The sequence below is a fragment of the Salinarchaeum chitinilyticum genome (genome assembly GCF_055390775.1).
In genome coordinates, this window is record NZ_AP043888.1 from 1,314,753 (window position 1) to 1,338,310 (window position 23,558).

Below are 23,558 nucleotides of genomic sequence, written 5' to 3' on the forward strand. Positions count from 1 at the left end.
GCGACGCTCAGTCGACGCGTTCGGCGAACGCGAACCGTGGTTTGACCTCGTCGATCCGCACGGCGACGGAGTCACCGACGGCGGCGTCGGGGACGAAGACGGTGAACCCCTCGACGTGCGCGACGCCGTCGCCCTCCGATCCCTCGTCGACGACCTCGACGGTCAGTTCCTCGCCAGCCTCGACCGGCGCAGTGAGCCGATGTTTGCCGACGACGTAGACCTCCGAGGAGCTGTCCCGGGTCGCGTCCGGCACGACCGTGCGCGCGTACTCGAAGGCGTCGTCGACGTCGGCCTTGAACGCCTCGAGGTCCTGGCCCTGGAACACCTTCGCAGCGAAGTCGCCGCCGGGGCCGAGCACCGTCTTCGCGGTCTCGAAGGCCTGCCGTGCGAGGTGCACCGATCGAGCGTGGTCGAGTTCGTACTGGCCGGAGACGTTCGGGGCCATGTCGGAAAGCACGACGTCGACGGCGCCGGGTGCGACGGCGTCGGCGTCGTGTGAGTCGGCGCTGTCGGCAGCGCCTGCCGCGGACGAACCGCTGCCAGTGACCTCCGCAGCGATCTCGCGGATCCGGTCGCGGGTGTCTTCCTCCGTGAGGTCCCCGCGGAGGAGTTCGACGCGCGGCTCGGGATCCTCGAGGTCGTCGATACGCTGGCGGTCGACGCCGATCACGGTGCCGTCGGGACCGACGCGCTCGGCGGCGACCTGGAGCCAACCGCCGGGCGCCGCACCGAGGTCGACGACGACGTTGCCGGGGCCGAACAGCCCCGCGGTCTCGTCGAGCTGTTTGAGCTTGAAGGCCGAGCGGGCGCGGTAGCCCTCGATTTTCGCCCTGTTGTAGTACTCGTCCTTCCCGGTCATCGTCCCCGGTAGTGCCGGCGGGCGTAAACGGGCTTCGTTCCCGTCGCGGCGCGGCGGCGCCGGCGCACAGGGCGGTCCGCGTTCGAGACGGTTACAGAAGCGAATTTCAGTAACGTCGCCTACAGAAATGTCCTTCAGATTATACTTATGGGGCTGTCGCCCCGAGGTGTAGGTACATGCAATCGACCGTCTCTCCCCACGGCTACGAATCGTCCGTGACCGACCGGCGAACGCTCGGCGGCCTGCTCACCTTCGTCGCGCTGGTCGTCGCAATCCTGCTCGCGGTCTCCCATCCCGGCGTTGCCGCCGCTGCCGCACTGGGCGCCGTCGGTGCCCACCTCGCTCACCACGCTCGCGGCAACTGACGGGCGACCGCAGTCCGGATCCGCCGACGGAATCTGCCTTTTCACCGGAATTCGAGTAACTCCACGACGGAGCCAGTAGCCAGCGCTCGGGCAGCAGCCCACGGTCGAACGGACCCACGGACTGCTCAGGATCCAGCCTCGCTCTCGGAAGTGCCCGCTTCCTCGAGCGGCGTTTGCTCGACGTCGACGACCGCCGCCGCGTCGTCGATCGTGACCGCCAGCCGTGCGTCGTCGGTGCCGAAGACGACCTCGATCCGGACCGGATCCTCCGAGCGGAGGGTCTGGTCGACGGTCCAGTCGGCGATCTCCCAGGCGACGATCGATCGAACGTCGACGCCGTGCTCCCAGAAGAAGGCCACGACGGCGGGGTGAAAGAGCACGGCGTAGTTCGGCGGCGCGCTGTAGCCGACGCCACACCGCGTACACCGGCCCTCGTAGAGGACCGGCTCCGGATGGTCGTCCCGGTGGGTGACCGACCACTCGACGTCACCGTAGCAGTAGGTACAGGTCCCCTCGAGCACGATCTGGAGCTTGTAACGGGCGCGGGCGCGGACCTCCTCCAGCACGTCGGCGAGCGACGCCTCCGTCGCCAGATCGTCGGGGACGCTGCTGGTGAACAGCGTGTGGTCGTTCGCACACTCGACGACGATCTGCCCCTGTTCGTAGGCGGCCTGGATGTCGGCGTCGCAGTAGGGACAGGCCCCCGCCAGCGGCTCCGCCGGGAGATCCTCGCCCGCGGCGAACGCTCCCGAGAGGATCGCGCCCGCGACCTCGTGGCCGCGCGGCGAGAGCCGGTAGCCGTCCTCGGTCGAGTGGACGAGGTGGTCACGGAGCTTGTCGAGGTGGTAGTTGAACTGCCCGGAGTCGTCGATGTCCACCCGGTCGTGCAGCGCCGAGAAGGACAGTGCAGGCGCATCGGGATCAACGCTGGCCTGCTCGGCGAGCGCGAGCAGGATGTCCACGCGCGCGGGGCTCCGCACGACGTCGAAGGCCGCGACGTAGCGCTCGTCGAGACCGTCGGGCTCCTCGTTGGGGTCGCCAGCGTCGTCGCTCGCGTCCATGCTGGAGACGAGACGCCCCCACCTGAAAACCGCTGTGCCGGTGAGCGACCGGACGTAGCGACGGCGTACCTCGCTCGCCAGTCGGATACGGAGGGGCTGCTATTGAGGCGGGAGGTCGAATTCGCTGTCGATGCTCCCCGCACCACTCGTTGCGTTCGCCCCAGCGCTCGGCACCCTTGCACAGAGCCAGACCGAGATCGGTACGGGGCTGTTCGGCAGCGCCGTCGGCGCCTTCCTCGGCACACTGATCGTCGGCGGCATCATGATCCTCGTCTTCCCCGAGTACACCCAGCAACGGATCCGCGACCTCGTCGACGAGCCCGTCGGCTCGGCCGTCTACGGACTGATCGCGCTCGTGGCCCTGGTGCTCGTGATGGTGCTGCTGGTGCTGACGATCGTCGGGATACTGGTCCTGATCCCGCTGGCCATCCTCGCGTACGTCCTCTGGGCCGTCGGCGCAGCGATCGCCTACGTCGGGATCGGCGACCGGCTCGTCGGCCACGACGACGGCTGGCTGACGCCGCTGCTCGTCGGCAGCGCGGTCAACGGGCTCCTCGTCCTGACGGGGATCGGCGGGCTCGTGTCCTTCGTGATCGGCGCCGCCGGGTTCGGCGCAGTGCTGCGTAGCTGGCTGGGATAGCGGGCGTCCCGGCGATCACGCTGTGAGTCAGCGAAACGAGCTCCGATCAGGGAGAGTACCGCCGAAAAAGCCGCGATCGAGATCCCTCGACGAACGGCGCCGACGGAACCCGGCGTCAGTCGACGTAGCCGAGCGCGTCCTCGATCCGACCGAGCTCGGGCCCGGTCGTGTCCTCGCCGACGACGTAGCCGTCGTCGCTGACGAGGAGCCCGGAGCCGACCAGTGGTGCACCGTAGTTGATCGTCCCGATGTCGGCGTGGACGTCGAGGTGGGCAGCGAGGTGGTCGAGCTGCTCGTCGGTGGCTTTCGGGTGACAGAGCACGCCGCGGTCGTTCGCGACGGCGGCGGTGCCGACGGTGCGGACGCCCGCGACGTCGCCGCGCTCGACGGGGACGTCGAGGGTCTCCTCGATTACGTCGACGGCCGCCTGATCGAGCTCGCGGTGGACGTATGCGCCGGCGTCGTTGGCGAGCACGACGTTGCCGGCGGCGTTGATGCGGCCGGGGAGCTCCGCGACGGGGACGTCGAGCGCGTCCCGAAGCGCGTCGAGTTCGCGATCGAGCGCGCGGCTGCTCACGAGGAGCCCACGCTCGTTGCCGACGGCGAGCGAGCCGACGGTGCCGGAGCCGCCGATCGTCGTCGGGAGCGGTTCGAGCCCGAGTTCGTCGGCGATGGCGTGCTGGAGGTCTGTCTCTGCGTCTGGCCGGATCAGCAGGTGGCCGGCGGCCGCACGTGCGAAGACGCCGACGTACGACGATCCGGAGAATGAGGCCCGGAGCAAGTGTAGAGTCCTACTCCGCGTGCTCGGCTTCCACGACGCCCTCGCCCTCCTCCTGGAATCGGGCGGCGCGAACGCGGAGCTTGCGCGGCGGGCTGGCGTTGCCGTTCTCCCAGACCGCCTCGTTGATCGAGGCGTCCAGCCGGACGGCGTCCTCCTCGACGGAGAAGTGCTTGGCGAGGTGGGAGCGGATCAGCTTCATCGCCTTGTCCGAGCGCTGGTGGCTGGGCGCCGCCGCGGCGTCCCGCAGTGGCACCGTCACGACGCGCTCCTCGAAGTCGCTGGCGCTCATTCGTCCGTGGAGGAGCGCCGCCAGTTCCGGCGCTTGTGGTTGCGGGTGACGTCTCGGTCCGTCTTCAGCATGACCCACGCCGGGATGCGGGAGTTCTGTCGCTCCAGCTTCCCGAGGCGCTTCTTCTGGGCCTTGGACTTCTTGCTCATGGTGACGTGTTCGTTTCGCCCCGATTCTTAAAACGTTGTTCTTCCGCGTCCGCCCGGTCGAGTCGCCGGGACGGCGGTGCTGGAGCTCCCCATTGCTGGCGGAGCGACGGAACAGGAGACCGCCACAGGTCGAAAAAAAAAAAACGAACGGCAAGTAGGATCGTCCTATCGCATCTCTTCGAGTGCCGGAGCCGCCTCGGCGTCGATAGATACCCAGGCCTCCTCTGTCGCGATGTCCGCGATGACGTAGGCTGCCTGGTCCTCGGCGTCGTCCAGCGACCCGATAACCTCGCGGTCGGGGCCGTCGTCTGCGTGGCCTGGTGCGACTGCCATGTGAGTAGGTACCGAACGGGACTTGATAAACGCTCCGGATCGGACTCGGTCGCCGATCAGCGGTGTACGCTCACCCTATATTGTCGTACTTACCCGGACGTGTCGTCACTTGTGTGAAGAAATCGACTCGTATCGGTCATTTTTCCGGCGCCTATCGGACATGAACAATCGTTACGTCTGCACGTTTTATTCTTTCTTGTTGGAAGAAAATAAATAGAGATCGTCCTGCGTTCGAACGGCGTTCCGGCGCGTTCGGAACCGTGCTGGTCCGGCCTGACTGGTTTCTCCGATCGGCCGTCGCCTTCGAACTGGTCAGAACTGCAAACCGCTGCTGCTCTCGAATCGAACGGGCGGAGAGGGGACGTGCTCCGAGCGTCGGTGGGACGAACGTTTCGTTCCGACGAAACTAAATTTGGTTTCTGATCCAGGATTCTCGCGGAGGATTGATTACGACCCCGCAGAGAGTGAGCCGCATGTTCGGATCTGCGTTCGCAGGCGCGAACCAGCGGCTCTCCCGGTCGCTGGTGAAGACGCTGTGCTATCGCGTGCTGATGGTCGCGATTACGATCGCGGTCGCGTTCGCGTTCACGAACGACGCGATGGCCGCGCTCAACATCGGGCTCGTCGCGAACGTGGTGAAGACGGGCACGTACTTCGGGTACGAGCGGCTCTGGGCGCGGATTTCGTGGGGAACGCAGGGGTCGTGAGGGTCGCCGGAAGCCGCCGACCGCCACTCGCCCGACCGAAACTGCTACTGTGCGGGGGTCCCTTGGCGTTCCCATGTCGCTCACGCTGTACCAGCTCGACGGCTGTCCGTTCTGTGAGAAAGTCGCCGACGCCCTCGACGACGCTGGGAACGACTACGAGACGATCTGGGTCGACGCGCTACACTCCCAGCGCAACGAGGTCAAGCGCGTCTCCGGCCAGCGCGGCGTGCCGGTGCTCGTCGACGAGGACCGGGGTGTGACGATGTCCGAATCCGACAACCTCCTCGAGTACGTCGAGCAGACGCTCGCCCCGCAGGCGAGCGCCTGAACGCCCCGGGCACCCGGAGACTCCCAGAGGCGCCCGGATTCTGCTTTCGTCACTCCGTTTCCGTACCGTTCGGCGGGTCGCCCTGCAGCCGCCGTGCGCCGACGGTGAACAGCCCGAGCAGGAGCAGGTAGAGTTGCCAGCCACCGACGGCGATCGGTGCGATCCGCTCGACGTTCCGGTCCACGCCGCTACCGGGCGAGGGATCGGTCGGCGTCGGTACGTGGATGTCGTCTGTGCTGCCCTGTTGACCGACGTCGATGCCGCCGTCCGCGCCGGTCCCGAACTCGACGAACGTCTGGATCCAGCCGTCGGCCGTCGAGTAGACCAGCTTCCCCTCGAGCGTGTAGAACTGGTCGGCGAGCGGATAGAACAGGTTGATCCCCGAGAGGTGGGACCAGTCGAGGAAGAGGTGAGCGAGCAGGTGGGTGGCGAGGAGGCCCCACGCGACCGTCACCGCCCGCGGACCCACGCGCTCGCGAAGCCAGGACCGCTCGCGAATGCGGGTGTCGTAGAAAAGGACCGCCGCGACGAGACCCACGAGGACGAGGGTGTGGAACATCGCCCGGTGGGCACCAGGCAGCCACCAGCCGGGGATCGAATCGAGATCCGGGAATATCAACGCGGCCGCGAACGCTGCGAGCAGCGCGCGGTCGAAGCGCTCGCGGGGGAGTAGCGCTGCGGCGACGAGCAGCCCGAACCCGAGGTGGACGGTCGTCGCGGGCATCAGCGGTCCACCTCCGATCGCCGCGGTGGATCCGTGGCACCGTCAGTGTCGGCGATGCGATCGGACGCTGACCCGGCACCGTGAGTACGACCGAACCCGAACGCGCGGATCGCGAGGACGACGATCGCGGCGATCACCACGATCGCCTGCCACCCCTGCTCGACGAGTGGGAGCCGACGCTCGACGCCGGGCTCGAGGCCGGTGCCGGGCGTCGGATTGATCCAGGATTCGACGTGGTGGGTGGCGGTCGTCCCGGGCGAACCGACGGCGAGGAACCCGTCACCGCCGATCGTCAGATAGGTCTGGACCAGCCCGTCCTCGGTGGAGTAGACGAGCCGACCGGTGACCGCGTAGAACCGGTCGTGAACGGGATAGAACAGGTTCACGCCCTCGGGGCTGAACAGGTCGAGGCCGATCCCGGCCACGAGATACGCCGCGAGCGCGACCCAGGCGATTCGGATCCCCCGCCAGCCATAGTGCTGGCCGAGCCAGGAGGTCTCGCGACGGTTCGTATCCCAGTAGAGGACGGCTCCGGCGATAGCGGGGACGAGAAGCGTGTGGAAGGCAGCGTTCGTCGCGCCGTAGACCACGAGGCTCACCACGGCGTCGAAATCCGGCAGGACGCCCGCGAGGACGACGATCCCGAGCGACCGACGGTCGAACGCCGGGCCGAGTAACGCCGCCGCGAGGAGCGCGGCAATCGCCGCGGCGACCAGCGTCGGCACCATGCCAACGCCTGGCGCCATGGCTCAATAAGTCTCGCGTCGGAGGCGTGTTCGCAGGGCAGCAGGCAGCCTGCCCCGATCGGCGTGCAGGAGGCCTCCCGCGACTGGCCAGCGTTGCACCGATGGAAAGCGGTTTGCCGTCCGATCGCCAACTCAGCGATATGAGCCAGGAGCAGGTCGCGGCCGACGCCAGCGAGGACGCGCTCGCCGAGATCGCGGTCGTCGACTACGGCCTGGGGAACCTCCGTAGCGTCACCCGCGGCCTCGAACGCGCCGGCGCTGCCGTGGAGATCACCGACGACCGCGAGGCGATCCGCGCGGCCGACGGCATCGTGCTCCCCGGCGTCGGCGCGTTCCGCGAGGGCGTCGAGAACGCCGGCCCGTTCCGCGACGACCTGCTCGAGGCCGCCGCGGACGGCCAGCCCGTCTTCGGGATCTGCCTCGGCATGCAGATGCTGCTCACCGACAGCGAGGAGGCCGAACGCGAGGGGCAGGGCGACGCCCGCGGGCTCGACCTGATCCCGGGGACGAACCGCCGCTTCGACGAGGGCCAGAAGGTCCCCCACATGGGCTGGAACGAGATCAACGTCGAGCGCGACCACCCGCTCCTGGAGGGCGTCGACGGAGAGTACGCCTACTTCGTCCACTCCTACTACGCCGTCCCCGACGACGAGGACGCCGTCGTGGCGACCACGGACTACGGCCTCGACTTCGCGAGCGTCGTCGCCAACGAGGACGGCACCGTGTTCGGCACGCAGTTCCACCCCGAGAAGAGCGGCGAGACTGGCCTGACGATCCTGCGGAACTTCGTCGACATCTGCGCCGATCGATAGCGTGCGTTCGGTCGTCGTTCTGTATCCGTTTTCCTGCGTGCTTCGACTACTGAATGTTGCAGATGCAAACCGCGGAGTGACTTGGACGGCAACCCGCTTGGAAGCCCCCTCCCGCTCGACGCAGCTACCTCGCTGCGGTCCTCACCTCCCGACGGTCGGCTGCGGTCCTTGCTTCGGTACCTGCGACGACCGGTCGGCCCCTTCCAGTCCCACCCGGTGGTTTTTGGGAGGGTTTTCGCTCCAGTGGATCGTCCTTCGAGCGGGCTCCGGTGGGCGATCCACCGTGCTGAGAACGCCCGATTTCCGCCGCACTTCGCTCCCCGAACCGTTCCCAGGGCGGGACTCCGGAAGGGGCCGACTGCTCGACGAAGGACGACGACGCAAGCACTGGACCGAGCGAGCGGAGCGAGCGAGGGAAGCGCGCAGCGAGGCGCCCGAGTCGAGCGGGAGGGGGCTTCCGTAGCGGTCTGCAGTCAAGCCGGCTCCCGCGCTCAGAACTGAGTTCCTAGTCGTCGAGTCGAGCAACGAGCACGCAACGCCGATCGAGTCCACTGGTCGGTGATCTGAATGCGAAGCCACCACGCCGCCACAGGTCGCCCAAAGCACGGGGTTTATGCCGGAATTGGACCTACGGCGGGGCATGAACGTCTCGGACGCAATGACGTCGCGCTCGGAGCTCGTCACCGTCGAGCTGCCGGGCAGTCGCGACGACGCCCTGGAGCACCTCCGCGAAGGCGCCTTCTCGTCGGTCCCCGTCGTGAAGGTCGAGAACGGCAGCGAGCGTTACCGCGGTCTGGTCTCCCGCGAGACGCTGATCGAGCAGCCCGACGAGGACCAGCTCGCCCTCCTGATGGAGGAGGTGCCGACGACGACCGCCGGTGCCGACCTGCGCGAGGCCGCGGCGCTGATGGTCGCCGAGAGCGCCCGTCGAATCCCCGTCGTCGACGGCGAACTCGAGGGGATCGTCACGGTCACTGACGTCGTGAAGGCGATCGCCGAGGGCGACGTGCCCGGCGACGCGCTTGCGGGGGACATCGCCACGCGCTCCGTGATCACGGCCTATACCGGAACCCCGCTCGCGGTCGCGGAACGCCAGCTCTTCCACGCCGACATGCCCTACGCGGTCGTGCTCGACGACGAGGCGGGGATGGCCGGCGTGTTCACCGAGCAGGACGTCATCGAGGTCGCGGAGGTCGTCGAGGGCGAGACGAAGACTGGCAACTCCTTCGCCGACCAGGACGACGACTGGATGTGGGAGGGGATCAAGGGCGTCGGCAGCCGGTCCGTGACGACGCGGGACGTCGAACTGCCGGAGGGCCCGGTCTCTGAGTTCATGACCGCCGAGGTAGTGACGATCTCCCAGTCCAAGACTGCCCAGGACGCCGCCCAGGCGATGATCACCCACGACGTCGAGCAGATCCCGCTGGTCAGCGGCGACGGCCTCGCCGGCATCGTCCGCGACGTCGATCTGCTCGCGGCCATCGCCGAGGCCTAACGCGGAGTACTCATACTATGCCATCTCACGAAGACGTCGCGGACGTGGCCGAGGACGTGGTCGAGCTCGCGAAGCGCCGGGGCTACTTCTTCCAGACGGCGGAGGCCTACGGCGGCGTCGCCGGCTTCTACACCTACGGCCCGCAGGGCGCGAGCCTCAAACAGAACGTCGAGGACGCGTGGCGCGAGCGCTACGCCATCGCGGAGGGCCACCAGGAGGTGGACGCGCCGACGATCATGCCCGAGGCAGTGTTCGAGGCCTCCGGCCACCTCGACACCTTCGACGACATGCTCGTCGAGTGCGCGGAGTGTGGCGAGAGCCACCGCGCCGATCACCTGATCGAGGACGCGCCGGGGTCCGAGGTCGAGGACGCCGAAGCGCTGCCGATCCCGGAGGTCGAGGAGCTGCTGCGGGAGTACGAGGTCGCCTGCCCGACCTGCGGCGCCGCGCTCGCCGGCGAGCCCGTCGAGGACTTCAACCTCATGTTCGGGACGAACATCGGCCCCGGCGACTCCCAGCCGGGCTACCTCCGGCCCGAGACCGCCCAGGGCATCTTCGTCGAGTTTCCCCGGCTCAAGCAGTACGCCCGGGGACAGCTCCCTTTTGGCGTCACGCAGATCGGCCGCGCCTACCGCAACGAGATCAGCCCGCGGAAGTCCATCATCCGCACGCGTGAGTTCACGCAGGCCGAGCTAGAACACTTCATCGATCCCGAAGTCGACGAGCCGGACCTCGACGCCGTAGCGGACGTCGAGTGTACGTTCTACCCCGTCACCGAGCAGCAGGCCGACGACGGCGAGCCGATCGAAGCGACCGTCGCCGAAGCCGTCGAGGAGGGGATCGTCGAGAGCGACTGGATCGCCTACTATCTCGGCCGCACGAAGGAGTGGTACGATCGGGTCGGCGTCGACATGGACCGGTTCCGGTTCCGCCAGCACCTCCCCGGCGAGCTCGCCCACTACTCCAGTGACTGCTGGGACGCGGAGGGGTTCGCCGCCGGCGACTGGATCGAAATGGCCGGCTTCTCCTACCGATCGGACTACGACCTCTCGAAGCACGCCGAGTACAGCGAGGAGGAGTTCACGGTGTTCAAACAGTACGACGAGCCGAAGACCACGAAGCAGGCCACCGTCGATCCCGACATGAGCGAGCTGGGACCGTCGTTCGGCGGGGCAGCGAGCGAGGTCGCCGAGGCGCTCGAGACGCTCGCGGCGGAGTCCCCCGGCCGATTCGACGCGGCCGGGGCCGAGCCGGCGGGGACGGTCGACGTGAGCGTGGACGGTGAGACCTACGAGGTCCCCTTCGAACACACCGGCTACGCCGTCGAGGAGGTCACCGAGGCCGGCGAGCACCTCCGGCCGCACGTCGTCGAGCCCTCCTTCGGCGTCGACCGGCTCCTCTACGTGCTCGTCGAGCACGCCTACCGCGAGGACGAGATCGACGGCGAGGTGCGGGCGTACCTCGCGCTCGATCCCGAGGTCGCGCCGACCACCGTCGGCGTCTTCCCGCTGATGGACAAGGACGGCATGGGCGAGCGCGCCAGCGAGATCGCCGACGACCTCCGAGAGGCCGGCCTCGCCGTGAACTACGACGACTCCGGTGCGATCGGCCGTCGCTACCGCCGCCAGGACGAGGTCGGAACGCCCTTCTGCGTCACGGTCGATCACCAGACCCTGGAAGACGGCACCGTGACGATCCGCGAGCGGGACTCGACCGACCAGGTTCGCGTCGCTGCCGACGAACTGGCCCGACTCTGTCGAGGGCTGCGCGACGGCGCGGCGTCCTTCGAGTCCATCGCGGAGGAGAGCGCGGTGGCCGAGTAGCGCGGCGGGCCCGCGACGGATCGATCGTCACGCCCCACTCCGGCGTCGACGACGTTGAGAACGAGGACGCCACATGGCCGAATACGACGACCCCCACGACGCCGACGCCAGCCCCGAAGGAGCCACAGAGGTGGCCAGGGAGCACCTGGAGGGCGAACTGGGTCGGCGGCTCTTCCACCTCAGCGGGGCCAGTATTCCGCTGTTGTACGTGCTCGGACTTCCGTACGTCTGGCTGCAGCTCCTGCTCGTCGCCGGCGTCGCGATCGTCGGCGGGCTCGAACTCGTCCGCCTCCGGACCAGCTTCTCCTGGTGGGCCTACGAGCATCTCACTCGCGAGTACGAATCGGAGAAGGTCGCGGGGTATGCGCTCTATGTCCTCGGCATGGCGATCGTCGCCGTCGCGTTCCCGGCTCGCGTCGCGATCCCGGCGATGTTCATGCTCGCCGTCGCGGATCCCGTCGGCGGCGTGCTCGGCGGCCCGGATCCGATCCCGGTCAAGCGACCGCGCGCGTTCGTCGGCGCGTTCCTCGTCTGTCTGGCGGTCGGGCTCCCCTTCCTCACGCCCCCGGTCGCCGCCGCGGGCGGCGTCGCTGCGAGCCTCGCCGACGGAGTGTTCGTGGAGTTCCGCGGCTACGTCGTGGACGACAATCTCACGATCCCGATCGCCGCTGCGTCGGCGATCGCACTGCTGCTCGCGTACGGGCCCGTCTGGATCCTCTGATCGTCGGCGTGCTCGAAGCCGTGACGCTGCGGGGACGATCGACGTCGTTTCGACTCCCTCAGCCGCCAGCGAAGCGGCGGTAGGTTGATTGCGGCGACGGCTGAATCCACCATCCACGGCAGTGCCGGCGTCTCCGTGAGACCTCATGGCCGCTCTCACCTTCTGGGCCCTCGTCGGGCTCGCGACGATCGCCGGCCTCGCGATGGCCTGGACGCTGGGCGCGAACAGCAACTCGCCGCCGTTCGCGCCGGCGATCGGGGCCAACGCGATCTCGACGATGCGAGCGGCCTTCCTCATCGGCATCCTCGCCGCGCTCGGCGCGCTGACCCAGGGCGGGAGCATCTCCGAGACCGTCGGCTCGAACCTGATCCTCGGCGTGGAGATCACGCCGCTCGCGGCCGTTGCCGGGCTGTTGACCGCGGCGGGGTTCATGGCACTGGGCGTCTACACGGGCTACCCCGTGCCGGCAGCGTTCGCGACGACGGGTGCGATGGTCGGCGTCGGGCTCTCGCTGGGCGGCGACCCGGCCACCGCCGTCTACAGCGAGATCGTCGTCTTCTGGCTGCTCGTCCCGCCGATGTCCGGCGGGCTCGCGTACGGGACGGCGACGCTGCTTCGGCGTGACGACATTCCCGAGACGGTCGGGGTCCCGCTGTTGGCGGGCCTCGTCGGCGCGATCGTCAGCCGCATCCAGCTCGGCGTGATTCCCGCCGCACCCGGCGAGAGCCAGGGCTCGATCGCCGGGGTCGTGTCGCGGGCCGTCGGCGGCCCCGCGATCGGGCCGCTCACGATCGGCGGCGTCCTCGCGACGCTCCTGATCGCCCTGGCCGCGTTCGTCTTCGTCCGCAGGCGGACCCAGGCCTCCGTCGAGGACGGGATCCGAACCTTCCTCGTGCTCCTGGGGAGCCTCGTCGCCTTCTCCAGTGGCGGCAGTCAGGTCGGCCTCGCCACCGGACCGCTCGAGAACCTCTACGGCACGGAGCTCGGCCTCCCCGGGATCGCGCTGCTCTCGCTGGGTGCCGTTGGGATCCTCGCCGGCGCCTGGATGGGCGCGCCGCGGCTACTCCAGGCGACCTCCAGGGAGTACGCCCAGCTCGGCGTGCGCCGGTCGATCGCGGCGCTCGTCCCGGGGTTCGTCATCGCGCAGCTCGCGATCGCGCTCGGGATCCCGATCTCGTTCAACAACATCGTCATCTCCGGCGTCATCGGCGGCGGCCTGGCGGCGGGCAGCGCCGGCGTCTCCCGGCGGAAGATCGGCGTGACCGTCGCGTTCTGGCTGATCACGCTCGCGGGCTCGCTGGCGACGGGGTATGGCCTCTACCAACTGCTGACCGTGCTCCTGGGCTTCGAGTGAGAGAAGGCGTCCGCGAGCGTCGAGTCTGCGGCGAGGACTGGCGGTCGGGCGACTACGACCGCACGATCGTCACCGGCACCTCGGTGGCGTCGGCGATCTCCGTGGCGACGGTGCCGAGGATGCGCTCCGCGATTTCGTGACGCGGGCCGCCGTGGCCGCCGATCACGACGTGGTCGACGCTCTCGTGCGCTTCGAGGAACTCGAGGACCGCGTCGACCGGCTCGTCGGCGACCACGGCCGGCTCGATCGTGGGTGCGGTCGCGTCGGCCTCCCGCGCGAGCCGTTCGGCGCGTTCCCGCGCGTCCTGCTGGCGTTCGTCGTCGGGTTCGAGGATCGACCCCTCGCTCATGCCAGCGTCGACGGGCGTGATCACGTTGAGGACGGTGACCCTGCAGTCGAACTCCGCGAGCGCGTGCTCGAGGGCGGCCTCGGCCTGCGGCGAGCCGTCGAGGACGACGAGGACGTGCGTTGCCACAGGTCGTCGTTGGCGACGGGACGGCTTGTAACTGCTCCCCGTGGCATCGATCCCCGACAGGGCGGTGTTCTGCTCGTCACAAAATACTCCGGTAGCGATGGCCGATCGAGGTACTCGGGGCAGTCGGGAGATCGATGCGCGTGCGCTATTGCAGATTGCGTCCACAGCGGCACGAGCGCCAGGGATTATTGTCCCCGGTCAGTATGGACACCCAATGGACCTGATCGACGGGCGGCTCGTCCTCTCCCGCGAGCTATCAACGCTGGATCGCGACGTGGTAGAATTCACGTCCGTCCTCGACGACCACAGCGTTGAATACGTCATCGTCAGTGGCTACGTGTCGATCTTGACAGGACGATCTCGAAGCACAGAGGACGTCGACGTCGTTCTCGAACCGCTAGATAGCGACGAGCTGTCGGCGCTCGCGGATCGGTTCGAACGAATGGGGTACTGGGGGATGGCGATGCCCCTCGATCGGCTGTCGGACATGCTGCCCGAGGGCGAGCGGCTCCGGATCGCCGAAGACGGCGTGATGGTCCCGAACTTCGAGGTCTGGCTCGCGTCGAACGATCTCGAACGGGAAGCGCTGGCGACGTCGATCACCGCCGAGATCGGCGACGCAGCTGTTTCGATCAGCGGTATCGAACTACAGATCGCGTACAAGCTCCAGCTGGCGCAGGCCGCAGGAAGTACCGCCGGCAAAGACTTCGAGGACGCGCTCCACCTCTATCTGACGTTCGAGGACCAGCTTAATACGGATCGCCTCGAAACGTACGTAGAGGACCTGGCGGTCGAGGACTACTATGATCAGCTCCGAGGAAACTGAGGAGATGCGGGAGCAGTCGGCCGAGGAGCGACGCGATTTCGTCGAGCGCTGGGCGGAGTACGTCCGCACCCACGACGACGAGGAGTGGTCGCGCCAGCAGAACAAACTGATCGACTCGCAGTTGGAGTCTGCACGTGAGGCCGCCAAGCGTGGCGACACGGACCCGGCCGCGTTTGCCGCGGAGCTGGATCGACGCCAGCGGCGGACCGAGTAGGAACCCGTCGGTACACTGGGCGCCGATCACGACTTCTACGACATTACTTCCACCGAGGTACGGGAACCCTTTTGCGCGCCGACGGCCAAGCAGCGACGATGACAGATGGCGAGGCGGTGGCGTCGATCGAGCACCCGATGCTGACGAGCGGCGTGCTCGAGCGCCGGCGCTACCAGCTCCAGCTCGCGGGGCGGGCGATGGACGGCCACACGCTGGTCTGCCTGCCGACCGGGCTCGGCAAGACCGCCGTCTCGCTGGTCGTGACGGCCCGCCGGCTCCACGAGGCCGGCGGGAAGGCCCTGCTGCTCGCGCCGACGAAGCCCCTCGTCGAGCAACACGCGGAGTTCTACCGGGAGGCCCTCGAGGTACCAGACGACGAGATCGTCGTATTCACTGGCGAAGTGCGGCCGGACGATCGCGCCGCGCTGTGGGATGACGCGAAAATCGTGATCGCGACGCCGCAGGTCGTCGAGAACGATCTGATCGGCAACCGGATCGATCTCGCGGACGTCACCCACCTCACCTTCGACGAGTGCCACCGCGCGACCGGCGACTACGCCTACGTTTACATCGCCGAGCGCTACCACGAGGACGCCGAGCGGCCGCTCGTCACGGGAATGAGCGCCTCGCCCGGCGGCGACGAGGAGGAGATCCTGACGGTCTGTGCGAACCTCGGGCTCCGGCAGGTCGAGGTGATGACCGAGGAGGACGCCGACGTCGACCGGTTCACCCACGACACCGACCTCGAATGGGACACCGTCGAGCTGCCCGAGGAGCTGATCGAGATACGGGACGCGCTCGCGGACGTGATCGAGGAGCGCCTGGAGCGCCTGCGGGAGCTTGGCGTGACGAAAAAGCGCAGTGCGGACCTCTCCCAGCGTGACCTGAACAAACTCCGCGGGAAGCTCCAGGACCTCATCGACCAGGACAAGTCGGAGGGCTACGAGGGCATGTCGATCCACGCGGAGATCATGAAGCTCCGGCGTGCCCACGAGGTGGTCGAGACCCAGTCCATCGAGGCCGTCGAGCGCTACTTCGAGCGCCAGCGCCAGCAGGCGAGGTCCTCGGGCGCGTCGAAGGCCAGCCAGCGCTTCGTCTCCGATCCCACCGTCCAGGAGGCGATCCGCCGGGTCGACGACTTCGACGGGCGGCATCCGAAGTTCTCGGAGGCCCGGCTGCGCATCGCCGAGACGCTCGGCATCGATGACGGCGAGCGTGCGATCGTGTTCACGGAATCGCGGGATACCGCAGAGGTGCTCACGGAGTTCCTGGGCGAACACTTCGACACGCGGCGGTTCGTCGGGCAGGGCGACAAGGAAGGATCTGACGGGATGACCCAGAAGGAACAACAGGAGACCCTCGACGCCTTCCGCGCCGGCGAGTTCGAGGTGCTCGTCTCGACGTCCGTCGCGGAGGAGGGCCTCGACGTCCCCGAAGTGGATCTCGTCCTGTTCTACGAGCCGGTCCCCACGGCGATCCGCTCGATCCAGCGCAAGGGCCGGACCGGGCGGCAGGCCAGGGGGAAGGTCGTCGTGCTCATGGCCGAGGACACCCGCGACGAGGCGTTCTTCTGGATCGCCAAGCGTCGCGAGGAGGAGATGGCCGCGGAGCTGACCGAGCTGAAGGGGATGACCGACGAGATCGACGCCCGGCTCGAGCAGTCCGGACTCGACGCGTTCGCGACGGGCGAGGCCCCCGAGGCGGCCCCCGCTGCAGGTGATGGAGCGGGGTCAGTGGGACCGACGTCGGTGCCGGATACGTCCTCCAGCGAGGGGTCAGAAACCCCCGTTTCGGGTGGACCGGCGTCTGACGACCGTCAGACGGCCGAAACTGTCGAGAAATCGAGGTCGGCGGGCGTCAGACGTGCGTCTGACGGCGGCAGCGACGCCGAGAAATCGCATGCAGGCAGTGGGACAGATGCCGACGGGCAGGCCGACCTCGGGTCGTTCGACGCCACGGACAGTTCGGAAAGTGGAGATGTGAGCAGTGGTAACAATGGGCATGCTTCAGGTGAAACAGAGGGGTTGGGCGAGACGGCGGAAAGCGGCCCTGAGGAAGGTGCGGAGGAAGGTGCAGGGGACGGTGCGGAGGACGGTACGGAGAAAAGTACGGAGGAAACGGAAGAGACCGATCTCCAATCCGGCGACGGGGACTCTGGCACGGCCGAGCCCGAGGGTACCGTCGAGGTCCCCGACCCCGACGCTGACTCCATCGAGGTCGTCATCGACCAGCGCGAGCTCGAATCGTCGATCGCCCGGGACCTCTCCCGCAAGGACGAGATCGAGACGCGCCTCGAGACGCTGGCCGTCGGCGACTACGTCTGCTCGGACCGCGTCGCCGTCGAGCGCAAGACCGTCGAGGACTTCCTCGACACGCTGCTGGGGAGCGACCGCTCGCTGTTCGAACAGGCCGGGGATCTCACCCAGCACTACGAGCGCTCCGTCGTCGTCCTGGAGGGCGAGGGCGTCTACGAGCGCCGGGACGTCCACCCCAACGCGATCCGCGGCGCCCTGACCTCGCTAGCGGTGGACTACGGCCTCTCGGTCATGCACAGCGACGACCCCGACGAGACCGTCGAACTCCTGGCGACGATTGCCCAGCGCGAGCAGGGCGAGCGAAACCGCGAGATCTCCGTCCACGGCGAGAAGCAATCGAAGACGCTCGGCGAGCAACAGGAGTACGTGATCGCCTCGATCGCGGAGATCGGCCCCGTGACCGCGCGGGCGTTGCTTTCCCACTTCGGGAGCGTCCGGGCCGTGATGACTGCGGACGAAGAGGAGCTGCTGGAGGTCGACGGCGTCGGGCAGGTCACCGTCGAGCGGATTCTCGAGGTCGTCGAGAGCGAGTACACCGGGCAGTAGGAGTGCGGATCTCGATCAAACGAGAGTAAGGCAATCGAACGACAGCGAACCGCTTGGAAGCCCCCTCCCGCTCGGCGCAGCTAACTCGCTGTCGTCCGAGAGAGCAAAGCTCTCTCGTGATCACGAAAGACGCTTTGCGTCTTTCGAACGACGCTCCTCACCTCCCTCCGGTCGGCTGCGGTGCTTGCATCGTTAGCTACGACGAGCGGTCGGCCCCTTCCAGTCCCACCCGATGCCTGTCGAGAGTCACGAAACCCCGGTGGACTGTGAAAGCTCGCGCTAGAAGTCGGTCGTCAGGTCGCGGACAGCGTGGAAAATCCGAACGCTACTGGGAGATTTCGGCGAGCGCCTCGGCGGCCTCGCTGGCCGCTTCGAGATGGTCGCGCGCCGTTCGGGGATCTGCGTCGGTGGCCGCGCGGGCGTGCTGGGTGATCGCGTTCAGCAGCGACTGCTGGGCGTCGGCGAGGGTGGCATCGCCGCCGGCCGGTGGCGTGGCAGGCGTCGTCGACTGATCTGCGGTCGGCGTTGCGGTTTGCTGGGCAGATTCGTCTCCGGACTGACTCGCCGAGGATTCCTGCTGGGTGGACTGCACCGACGCGACGGCCCGGTCTGCCATCGAGGTGCCCCCGGTCTCGGAGGGCTGGTCAGGAGCGGCGTCGTCACCGTCGCTCGAAATCACGTTCGCGAGCTGCTCGTCGGGTGAGGTCTGCTGCTCGGTCGCGCCTGTGGACCCGGCGTCAGCCTCCGCGGGCTCGGCAGCTGTTCCTGCCTGCTGCGCTTGGCCCGCTCCCGTCTCGGCCTGTCCGGCGTCAGCCCCGGCCGCCTGCCCACTGCAGTTCGGGCAGAACTCCTGGCCGTCGGAGCGGAAGATCGGGGAGCCACAGTTGCCACAGTGGGCGTTGGTCATCGTCGCGCCCTTGAGCAGGAGGTCGCTCATCTGCTGGGCGGCCTCGCGGTCGGCCTGTTCGGCCTCGTACTTCTCGCGGAGCCGTTCGCGCTCGGCCTCCTTGTCGAACCCCGAGTCGTCTGGGCCGGCGTCGTCAGCGTCGCTCATGTGCCCGAGCAGGGGTTCGAGCATGAAAAGCGCGCCGACCGGGGACGAGGAGTCCGAATCGGCTGCGCCCGCAGGAGCGACCGTCGCCACGAACGAGCACCACCGTCGACGCGAACGCGGGAATCGGCGACACCGTTAACACGTGACGTGGAGAACCTGCACGTAGTTATGACGAAAGTGAGCGTCGTTGGCGCGGCAGGGACGGTCGGTGCCGCCGCTGGCTACAACCTCGCGCTCCGGGACGTGGTGGACGAGCTCGTCTTCGTGGACATCCCCGATAAGGAAGACGAGGCGATCGGCCAGGCGGCCGACACCAACCACGGCATCGCCTACGACTCCAATACACGCGTCAGACAGGGCGACTACGCTGCGACGGCAGGCTCCGACGTCGTCGTGATCACCGCCGGCATCCCGCGCCAGCCCGGCCAGACGCGCATCGACCTCGCCGGCGACAACGCGCCGATCATGAACGACATCGAGTCCTCGCTCGCCGAGCACAGCGACGACTTCGTGACGGTGACGACCTCCAACCCCGTCGACCTGCTGAACCGGCACCTCTACGAGACCGGCGATCGCGCTCGCGAGCAGGTCATCGGGTTCGGCGGCCGGCTCGACTCAGCGCGCTTCCGGTACGTCCTCTCCGAGCGCTTCGAGACGCCCGTCCAGAACGTCGAGGCGACGATCCTCGGCGAGCATGGCGACGCACAGGTCCCGATGTTCTCGAAGCTCCGCGTCGACGGCATGGATCCCGAGTTCGACGGCGACCAGAAGGAGGCCATCCTTGGCGAGCTCCAGGAGTCAGCGATGGACGTCATCGAGCGCAAGGGCGCCACGCAGTGGGGCCCGGCGACCGGCGTCGCCCACACCGTCGAGGCCATCCTCGAGGACACCGGCGAGGTGCTCCCCTGCTCGGTCGTCCTCGACGGCGAGTTCGGCTACGAGGATACGGCGTTCGGCGTCCCCGTCAAGCTCGGTGCGAACGGCGTCGAAGAGGTCGTCGAGTGGGAGCTCGACGAGTACGAGCGCGAGCTGATGGACGACGCGGCCGAAAAGCTCGCCGAGCAGTACGACGAGATCGCCTGACAGGTCTGTCGACCAATTTGGGACTGCTCCCAAATACGTGCATTGTACCGATTTCACCACCTGCCAACTCCGTTAATCGACTTCGATTGCGATAGCACGCTGGCAATTGGGCAATAGGCTGTCGCTGCTCACGTAGCCGTGGGAGCATCGAGCAATCCAGTGAGCCAGCCCGCCAATCCCAGCAATACCACCGCAGTCGTTCCCGTAATGAGGACGGAGATTCGACCGGCTTCAGGGGAGATGAATACCGCGAAAAACAGCGCGGCCCCTCCAACGACGACGAACACGCTGGCGACGGCGAACCGCCACTTGGGAATGCCGGTTGCATCAGCCTGGTTTCGAATGACGTGGGCGGTGGCGGCACCCACGACGCCGACTCCGAGGAGATACGCGGCGAACACCACATCGTAATACGTTCCCACAGAGCCAAACGCCACCTCCAGCAGGTCGAACCCCACGATCAGGAGATAGGCAGGGATTTGGACGGGTGGAATCTGGACGCTCATTCCGAGACCGTACAAGCCAACGACAGTCAGCGTCCCGACGATGGCGTCTCGGACGAACGAATCCCTGTCGACCCGAGTCATATCCAGAGATAGAAGCGGGCAGACCATCATATTACCGATGGACACAGGGGACGGGGACCGGCACGTGGGGCAGTCGTCGAGTGGGAGCTCGACGCCTACGAGCAGGAGTTGATGGACGACGCGGCCGAAAAGCTCGCCGAGCAGTACGAGAACGTCGCCTGATCGTAGGCGATTGGCTTCGTGGGGCGTGGTGTTCTATCGGCGGAACGGGACAACTCGCGACGAACAGCTACTCGGCACGTCGGCCGGACGCGTCGCCCTCCTCGTACTCCTGCGGGACCCGCTCGCCGACGAACGACGCCCACTCCGAGACGTGGGAGCGATTTTGGGTCATCGTGTTGGGGGTTGGCACGGCATCGAGCATAATGGTTTTGCGGGGTAGCTGATAGGAACGGAAGTATGGCGGGTGATCGGTCGTCAACTCCAAGATAGAGGAATTTTCTCCAAAAACAGCCATATTTTGGTGAACCCTTATCAGAGAGGGCGAGCTACTGACGCCTATGGAAGTGGACGCGACAGACGGGCGGATCTACCTCCCAAAAGAGCTTCGCGAGAAGTACGGCGACCAGTTCCGGCTCGTCGAGCGAGGCGAACAGCTGGTGTTGCTTCCGGTTTCGGAGGACCCGCTCGCGGCACTTCGAGCGGAGTTCGCCGACGTGGACAAGTCCGTCAAAGAGCTTCGCGAGGATGGTAGATCGAGCGCAATCGAAGACGCAGGTGAGTGATGTACGCGGAAGCCGACTTTCTGCTCGCACTCATCAAAGATGAAGACTGGCTCTCTGAACCGGCTGAACGTGTTTTCAGGAACCACCGCGGCGATCTCTGGACCTCTCAGCACACACTGGTCGAACTGATGCTCGTCGCGTACCGAGAGGATCGAAACGTCGAGAGAACTGTAACGGACGCGAGTGCGCTCCTAGAGATCCGTGGCGACGAGGAGCGTGTGCTCGCAGCCGCGAGCTACGTGAGCGATCGAGGACTGACCCCATTCGATGCGCTGCACGCCGTCGCCGCTGACGGCGACCCGATCGTATCGAGCGATCGATCGTACGACGACGTTTGTGAGCGCGTGCCGCTCGAAGAACAGTGAGCCGCTGCATGCGGTCACGCCGAGAGCGTGATATCGAACCCCCAGGCGGTGGAGACTGGATCGTACGCCTCCTCGAAGCGGTACGATCCCAGGGTAAGACAGGGGCTGTCCTCGGTCGCCAGTATCGTGTACTCCTCCCGGATCGTTTCGCCAGGATCGACCGTCTGAGTGAGCCCGATAGCTTCTACTTCGATCACTGATTCCGCACGCCAGCAGCCGTCCGTGGGTCGCGCCGGAATCACTTCTTCGGGGCGCGCAACGTACTCGCGGTCGTCCGGAACGAGACAGAGCATCGAACCGTCAACCATCGATTCGGACCACAGGCCACCCCACGGCGGACTGACACCGAAGCTGTACTCCGCCGACGAGTCGCTGACGTTCGCCAACTCCACCGCGAGCTTGGCCGGAGCGTCGTCCGTGAAGGGTTCGACGGGCTCGACGCACGTGGCAACCTCCGCGTCCGCGGGAACGTCGTCGGACTCGATCTGGAGATCCGGGAAGGGATCCGGCGACGCCAGCGACGTGGTGCAGTTCGTCTGGACGCGATCTCGAATGCCCGAACTGCCGTTTTCCGTATCGCTCTCGTTCGCTGGCCCGTCGTTCGAGGAATCGCCATTTGGAAGACTCACGCAGCCGGCGACGGCGGAGGCAGCGAGCGCGGCGAACGCTCGGCGGGAGGGGGACCGATCCATATGAGTGCCATCTGACGTGGCTGGCATAAGTCTTCTATCGGGTGTACCGTCGCGTGTGGGTGCGTTTGCCGATGGAAAAGTGAGCAGCAGGCTTTGGAAGCCCCCTCCCGCTCGCGTCCGCTCGCTCGCTGCGCGCCTCGCTCAGTCGCTTCGCTCCTTCGCTGCGGTGCTTGGCGTCGCGAGCGAACGCGACCGGTCACCGGGAGACCAGAGGTCTCCCGAGCAGACGGACGTAGTCCGTCAACGGCCCCTTCCAGTCCCACCCGATTGTGGTCTGTCCAGGATCGCGAAACCCCGGTGGACCGTGAAAGCTCGCGGTAGTCGGCGGCGCAGCGGGCAGCAATAGTCGGGGGAGAATCGCCGGTCTACGAGTCGTCGGACTCCACGGAATCCTCCGCCTCGGCTTCAGCCGCAACCTCGCGAAACGCGTCCAGGATCGCCTGCTTCGTCACCGCACCCTGGGTCGTCCAGTGATGCGCGTAGTCCATCATGTCGTCGTAGACGTCGGGCTTGCAGCCCGCCGCCTTCGGGTGGCCACCGCCGTTGACCTTGCCCGCGACCTCGTGAGCGCGCTGGAACTCCTCGGTGCCACGAATGGAGGCGGGGCCGGAGGGCTTGACGATCACGGAGGCGTCGGCGCCCTCCTCGCGCATGGCCTCCGCGACCTCGTTCTGGGAGCAGCGGCCGTAGGTGACGCCGACGGTCCAGGGGCCGATCTCGCGGAACTCGGCCCGGCGGAGCGCGCGCTCGATCAGGTCCTCCTTCTCGACGCGGCGCTCGGCGAGCATCGCCATCGTCTCCTCGGGGAGATCGGGGCCGTGCTCGCCGACGACCTCGACGTAGGTCTCCTCGTCCTCGACCCAGTAGGAGTAGTCGGAGATGTCGTCGCTGCGCTCGTCCTCCTTGATCCAGAGGTCGTGGTCCCGGGTGACTTCGGCTAGCTCGCGGAGGTGGGCAGGGAAGTCGTAATCGAGGGAGCGCAGGGCGACGTCGGCGGTGCACTCCTCCTCGGAGTCGCCGACGACGAGGTCGACCCCGGCGTCGCGAACGGCGGTGGCGACGTCGTCGTCCCACTGGTGGTGATCGAACCAGCGGACCTCGCTCGCGGTCTCGACGAGGTCGGCGAGTTCCTCCTCGACGTACTCGAAGCGATCGGGACAGAGGTCACAGACGAACGCGCGAACGTCGTCCTCGCCGTACTCCGCGACGTACTCCATTCCGTCCTCGAGGTCGTGCGGGCTGGCGGGGATCAGCGCGGCCTCGCCGTAGACCTCCCGGAGGAGCGCCACGCAGGCCAGGCCGTCGGCGTCGGGGTCGGCGACGACGGCGACGGAGACGCCGTCGAGCGCGGTCGCTGCTTCCTGGGCTTCGAGTTCCTCCTCGAAGGAGTCGGGGACGAAGAAGCCCTCGCCGGGGAGCAGCGAGCGGCGCTCCGGCGGCAGATCGCGGTCGTCGATGAGATCGTCGTCCATACGAGGTCGAGCGGAGC

At 67.4% G+C, this 23,558-nt stretch carries 28 protein-coding genes; 15 read left to right on the top strand and 13 right to left on the bottom strand.

The window, feature by feature from the left end:
• Positions 1-7 precede the first annotated feature (7 nt).
• Positions 8-859 carry a 23S rRNA (uridine(2552)-2'-O)-methyltransferase gene (locus ACZ5KP_RS06405; RefSeq protein ID WP_460923358.1) on the bottom strand — a complete coding sequence of 284 codons (852 nt, stop codon included), beginning with the start codon at positions 857-859 and terminating at the stop codon, positions 8-10.
• 176 nt (positions 860-1,035) lie between these two features.
• Between ACZ5KP_RS06405 and ACZ5KP_RS06410 the strand changes: the two genes are divergently transcribed.
• Positions 1,036-1,224 carry a hypothetical protein gene (locus ACZ5KP_RS06410; protein WP_460923356.1) on the top strand — a complete coding sequence of 63 codons (189 nt, stop codon included), beginning with the start codon at positions 1,036-1,038 and terminating at the stop codon, positions 1,222-1,224.
• Between the two features lie 125 nt (positions 1,225-1,349).
• Here ACZ5KP_RS06410 and ACZ5KP_RS06415 read toward each other — a convergent pair whose 3' ends face one another.
• Entirely contained in the window at positions 1,350-2,285 is a 936-nt protein-coding gene (locus ACZ5KP_RS06415; RefSeq protein WP_460923354.1) for a winged helix-turn-helix domain-containing protein, read from the bottom strand.
• A gap of 130 nt (positions 2,286-2,415) precedes the next feature.
• On the opposite strand from ACZ5KP_RS06415, the gene ACZ5KP_RS06420 reads away from it, so the two are divergent.
• Complete coding sequence (locus tag ACZ5KP_RS06420; protein ID WP_460923352.1) at positions 2,416-2,925, top strand: DUF8173 domain-containing protein; 510 nt, start codon at positions 2,416-2,418, stop codon at positions 2,923-2,925.
• A 115-nt stretch (positions 2,926-3,040) separates the two neighbouring features.
• Here the strand turns inward: ACZ5KP_RS06420 and ACZ5KP_RS06425 are convergent, their stop codons facing one another.
• The 4 genes from ACZ5KP_RS06425 to ACZ5KP_RS06440 all read right to left on the bottom strand — a co-directional run bounded on the left by ACZ5KP_RS06425 (position 3,041) and on the right by ACZ5KP_RS06440 (position 4,477).
• Positions 3,041-3,706 carry a translation initiation factor IF-6 gene (locus ACZ5KP_RS06425; protein WP_460923350.1) on the bottom strand — a complete coding sequence of 222 codons (666 nt, stop codon included), beginning with the start codon at positions 3,704-3,706 and terminating at the stop codon, positions 3,041-3,043.
• 10 nt (positions 3,707-3,716) lie between these two features.
• The gene (locus ACZ5KP_RS06430; protein ID WP_460923348.1) at positions 3,717-3,995 is read right to left on the bottom strand and encodes a 50S ribosomal protein L31e; all 279 of its coding nucleotides are present in this window, start codon (positions 3,993-3,995) and stop codon (positions 3,717-3,719) included.
• Positions 3,992-4,144 carry a 50S ribosomal protein L39e gene (locus ACZ5KP_RS06435; RefSeq protein WP_248518094.1) on the bottom strand — a complete coding sequence of 51 codons (153 nt, stop codon included), beginning with the start codon at positions 4,142-4,144 and terminating at the stop codon, positions 3,992-3,994. The genes ACZ5KP_RS06430 and ACZ5KP_RS06435 overlap by 4 nt, the downstream gene beginning before the upstream one ends.
• A 165-nt stretch (positions 4,145-4,309) precedes the next feature.
• Positions 4,310-4,477, bottom strand: coding sequence for a DUF7556 family protein (locus tag ACZ5KP_RS06440; RefSeq protein WP_460923346.1), 168 nt, complete (start codon positions 4,475-4,477; stop codon positions 4,310-4,312).
• Positions 4,478-4,950: 473 nt separating this feature from the next.
• Between ACZ5KP_RS06440 and ACZ5KP_RS06445 the strand changes: the two genes are divergently transcribed.
• Together ACZ5KP_RS06445 and ACZ5KP_RS06450 are read left to right on the top strand one after the other, a co-directional pair.
• A complete protein-coding gene (locus ACZ5KP_RS06445; protein WP_460923344.1) occupies positions 4,951-5,184 on the top strand; it encodes a DUF2061 domain-containing protein in 234 nt (77 codons plus the stop codon).
• Positions 5,185-5,257: 73 nt separating this feature from the next.
• Complete coding sequence (locus ACZ5KP_RS06450; protein ID WP_460923342.1) at positions 5,258-5,512, top strand: glutaredoxin family protein; 255 nt, start codon at positions 5,258-5,260, stop codon at positions 5,510-5,512.
• Positions 5,513-5,561: 49 nt separating this feature from the next.
• Here the strand turns inward: ACZ5KP_RS06450 and ACZ5KP_RS06455 are convergent, their stop codons facing one another.
• Entirely contained in the window at positions 5,562-6,236 is a 675-nt protein-coding gene (locus tag ACZ5KP_RS06455; protein WP_460923340.1) for a metal-dependent hydrolase, read from the bottom strand.
• Positions 6,236-6,964 carry a metal-dependent hydrolase gene (locus ACZ5KP_RS06460; RefSeq protein WP_460923452.1) on the bottom strand — a complete coding sequence of 243 codons (729 nt, stop codon included), beginning with the start codon at positions 6,962-6,964 and terminating at the stop codon, positions 6,236-6,238. The genes ACZ5KP_RS06455 and ACZ5KP_RS06460 overlap by 1 nt, the downstream gene beginning before the upstream one ends.
• 158 nt (positions 6,965-7,122) lie before the next feature.
• Here ACZ5KP_RS06460 and hisH point away from each other — a divergent pair, with 158 nt between their 5' ends.
• The 5 genes from hisH to ACZ5KP_RS06485 all read left to right on the top strand — a co-directional run bounded on the left by hisH (position 7,123) and on the right by ACZ5KP_RS06485 (position 13,187).
• Positions 7,123-7,794, top strand: coding sequence for an imidazole glycerol phosphate synthase subunit HisH (hisH, locus tag ACZ5KP_RS06465; RefSeq protein WP_460923338.1), 672 nt, complete (start codon positions 7,123-7,125; stop codon positions 7,792-7,794).
• Positions 7,795-8,434: 640 nt separating this feature from the next.
• The gene (locus tag ACZ5KP_RS06470; protein ID WP_460923336.1) at positions 8,435-9,289 is read left to right on the top strand and encodes a CBS domain-containing protein; all 855 of its coding nucleotides are present in this window, start codon (positions 8,435-8,437) and stop codon (positions 9,287-9,289) included.
• A 17-nt stretch (positions 9,290-9,306) separates the two neighbouring features.
• Entirely contained in the window at positions 9,307-11,112 is a 1,806-nt protein-coding gene (glyS, locus tag ACZ5KP_RS06475; RefSeq protein WP_460923334.1) for a glycine--tRNA ligase, read from the top strand.
• Between the two features lie 73 nt (positions 11,113-11,185).
• Entirely contained in the window at positions 11,186-11,833 is a 648-nt protein-coding gene (locus tag ACZ5KP_RS06480) for a dolichol kinase (protein ID WP_460923332.1), read from the top strand.
• Between the two features lie 145 nt (positions 11,834-11,978).
• Entirely contained in the window at positions 11,979-13,187 is a 1,209-nt protein-coding gene (locus tag ACZ5KP_RS06485) for an inorganic phosphate transporter (protein ID WP_460923330.1), read from the top strand.
• Positions 13,188-13,239: 52 nt separating this feature from the next.
• On the opposite strand, the gene ACZ5KP_RS06490 is transcribed toward ACZ5KP_RS06485, so the two are convergent.
• On the bottom strand, positions 13,240-13,662 hold the full coding sequence (locus ACZ5KP_RS06490) for a universal stress protein (protein ID WP_460923328.1): 423 nt from the start codon (positions 13,660-13,662) through the stop codon (positions 13,240-13,242).
• A 214-nt stretch (positions 13,663-13,876) separates the two neighbouring features.
• Between ACZ5KP_RS06490 and ACZ5KP_RS06495 the strand changes: the two genes are divergently transcribed.
• The 3 genes from ACZ5KP_RS06495 to ACZ5KP_RS06505 all read left to right on the top strand — a co-directional run bounded on the left by ACZ5KP_RS06495 (position 13,877) and on the right by ACZ5KP_RS06505 (position 17,563).
• Entirely contained in the window at positions 13,877-14,488 is a 612-nt protein-coding gene (locus ACZ5KP_RS06495) for a hypothetical protein (protein ID WP_460923326.1), read from the top strand.
• On the top strand, positions 14,466-14,702 hold the full coding sequence (locus ACZ5KP_RS06500; protein WP_460923324.1) for a hypothetical protein: 237 nt from the start codon (positions 14,466-14,468) through the stop codon (positions 14,700-14,702). The genes ACZ5KP_RS06495 and ACZ5KP_RS06500 overlap by 23 nt, the downstream gene beginning before the upstream one ends.
• A gap of 98 nt (positions 14,703-14,800) precedes the next feature.
• Positions 14,801-17,563 (top strand): ERCC4 domain-containing protein, encoded by a 2,763-nt coding sequence (locus ACZ5KP_RS06505; RefSeq protein WP_460923322.1) that lies wholly within the window; start codon positions 14,801-14,803, stop codon positions 17,561-17,563.
• A 325-nt stretch (positions 17,564-17,888) separates the two neighbouring features.
• Here ACZ5KP_RS06505 and ACZ5KP_RS06510 read toward each other — a convergent pair whose 3' ends face one another.
• The gene (locus ACZ5KP_RS06510) at positions 17,889-18,617 is read right to left on the bottom strand and encodes an Sjogren's syndrome/scleroderma autoantigen 1 family protein (protein WP_460923320.1); all 729 of its coding nucleotides are present in this window, start codon (positions 18,615-18,617) and stop codon (positions 17,889-17,891) included.
• Between the two features lie 168 nt (positions 18,618-18,785).
• On the opposite strand from ACZ5KP_RS06510, the gene mdh reads away from it, so the two are divergent.
• The gene (gene mdh / locus ACZ5KP_RS06515; RefSeq protein WP_460923318.1) at positions 18,786-19,700 is read left to right on the top strand and encodes a malate dehydrogenase; all 915 of its coding nucleotides are present in this window, start codon (positions 18,786-18,788) and stop codon (positions 19,698-19,700) included.
• Between the two features lie 128 nt (positions 19,701-19,828).
• Here mdh and ACZ5KP_RS06520 read toward each other — a convergent pair whose 3' ends face one another.
• Positions 19,829-20,287 carry a hypothetical protein gene (locus ACZ5KP_RS06520; RefSeq protein ID WP_460923316.1) on the bottom strand — a complete coding sequence of 153 codons (459 nt, stop codon included), beginning with the start codon at positions 20,285-20,287 and terminating at the stop codon, positions 19,829-19,831.
• Between the two features lie 500 nt (positions 20,288-20,787).
• Between ACZ5KP_RS06520 and ACZ5KP_RS06525 the strand changes: the two genes are divergently transcribed.
• Both ACZ5KP_RS06525 and ACZ5KP_RS06530 read left to right on the top strand, forming a co-directional pair.
• Complete coding sequence (locus ACZ5KP_RS06525) at positions 20,788-21,012, top strand: AbrB/MazE/SpoVT family DNA-binding domain-containing protein (protein WP_460923314.1); 225 nt, start codon at positions 20,788-20,790, stop codon at positions 21,010-21,012.
• Positions 21,012-21,377, top strand: coding sequence for a type II toxin-antitoxin system VapC family toxin (locus ACZ5KP_RS06530; protein WP_460923312.1), 366 nt, complete (start codon positions 21,012-21,014; stop codon positions 21,375-21,377). The genes ACZ5KP_RS06525 and ACZ5KP_RS06530 overlap by 1 nt, the downstream gene beginning before the upstream one ends.
• 14 nt (positions 21,378-21,391) lie before the next feature.
• Here ACZ5KP_RS06530 and ACZ5KP_RS06535 read toward each other — a convergent pair whose 3' ends face one another.
• Together ACZ5KP_RS06535 and ACZ5KP_RS06540 are read right to left on the bottom strand one after the other, a co-directional pair.
• Positions 21,392-22,069 carry a hypothetical protein gene (locus ACZ5KP_RS06535; protein WP_460923310.1) on the bottom strand — a complete coding sequence of 226 codons (678 nt, stop codon included), beginning with the start codon at positions 22,067-22,069 and terminating at the stop codon, positions 21,392-21,394.
• A 365-nt stretch (positions 22,070-22,434) separates the two neighbouring features.
• Entirely contained in the window at positions 22,435-23,541 is a 1,107-nt protein-coding gene (locus tag ACZ5KP_RS06540; RefSeq protein ID WP_460923308.1) for a DHH family phosphoesterase, read from the bottom strand.
• Positions 23,542-23,558 lie beyond the last annotated feature (17 nt).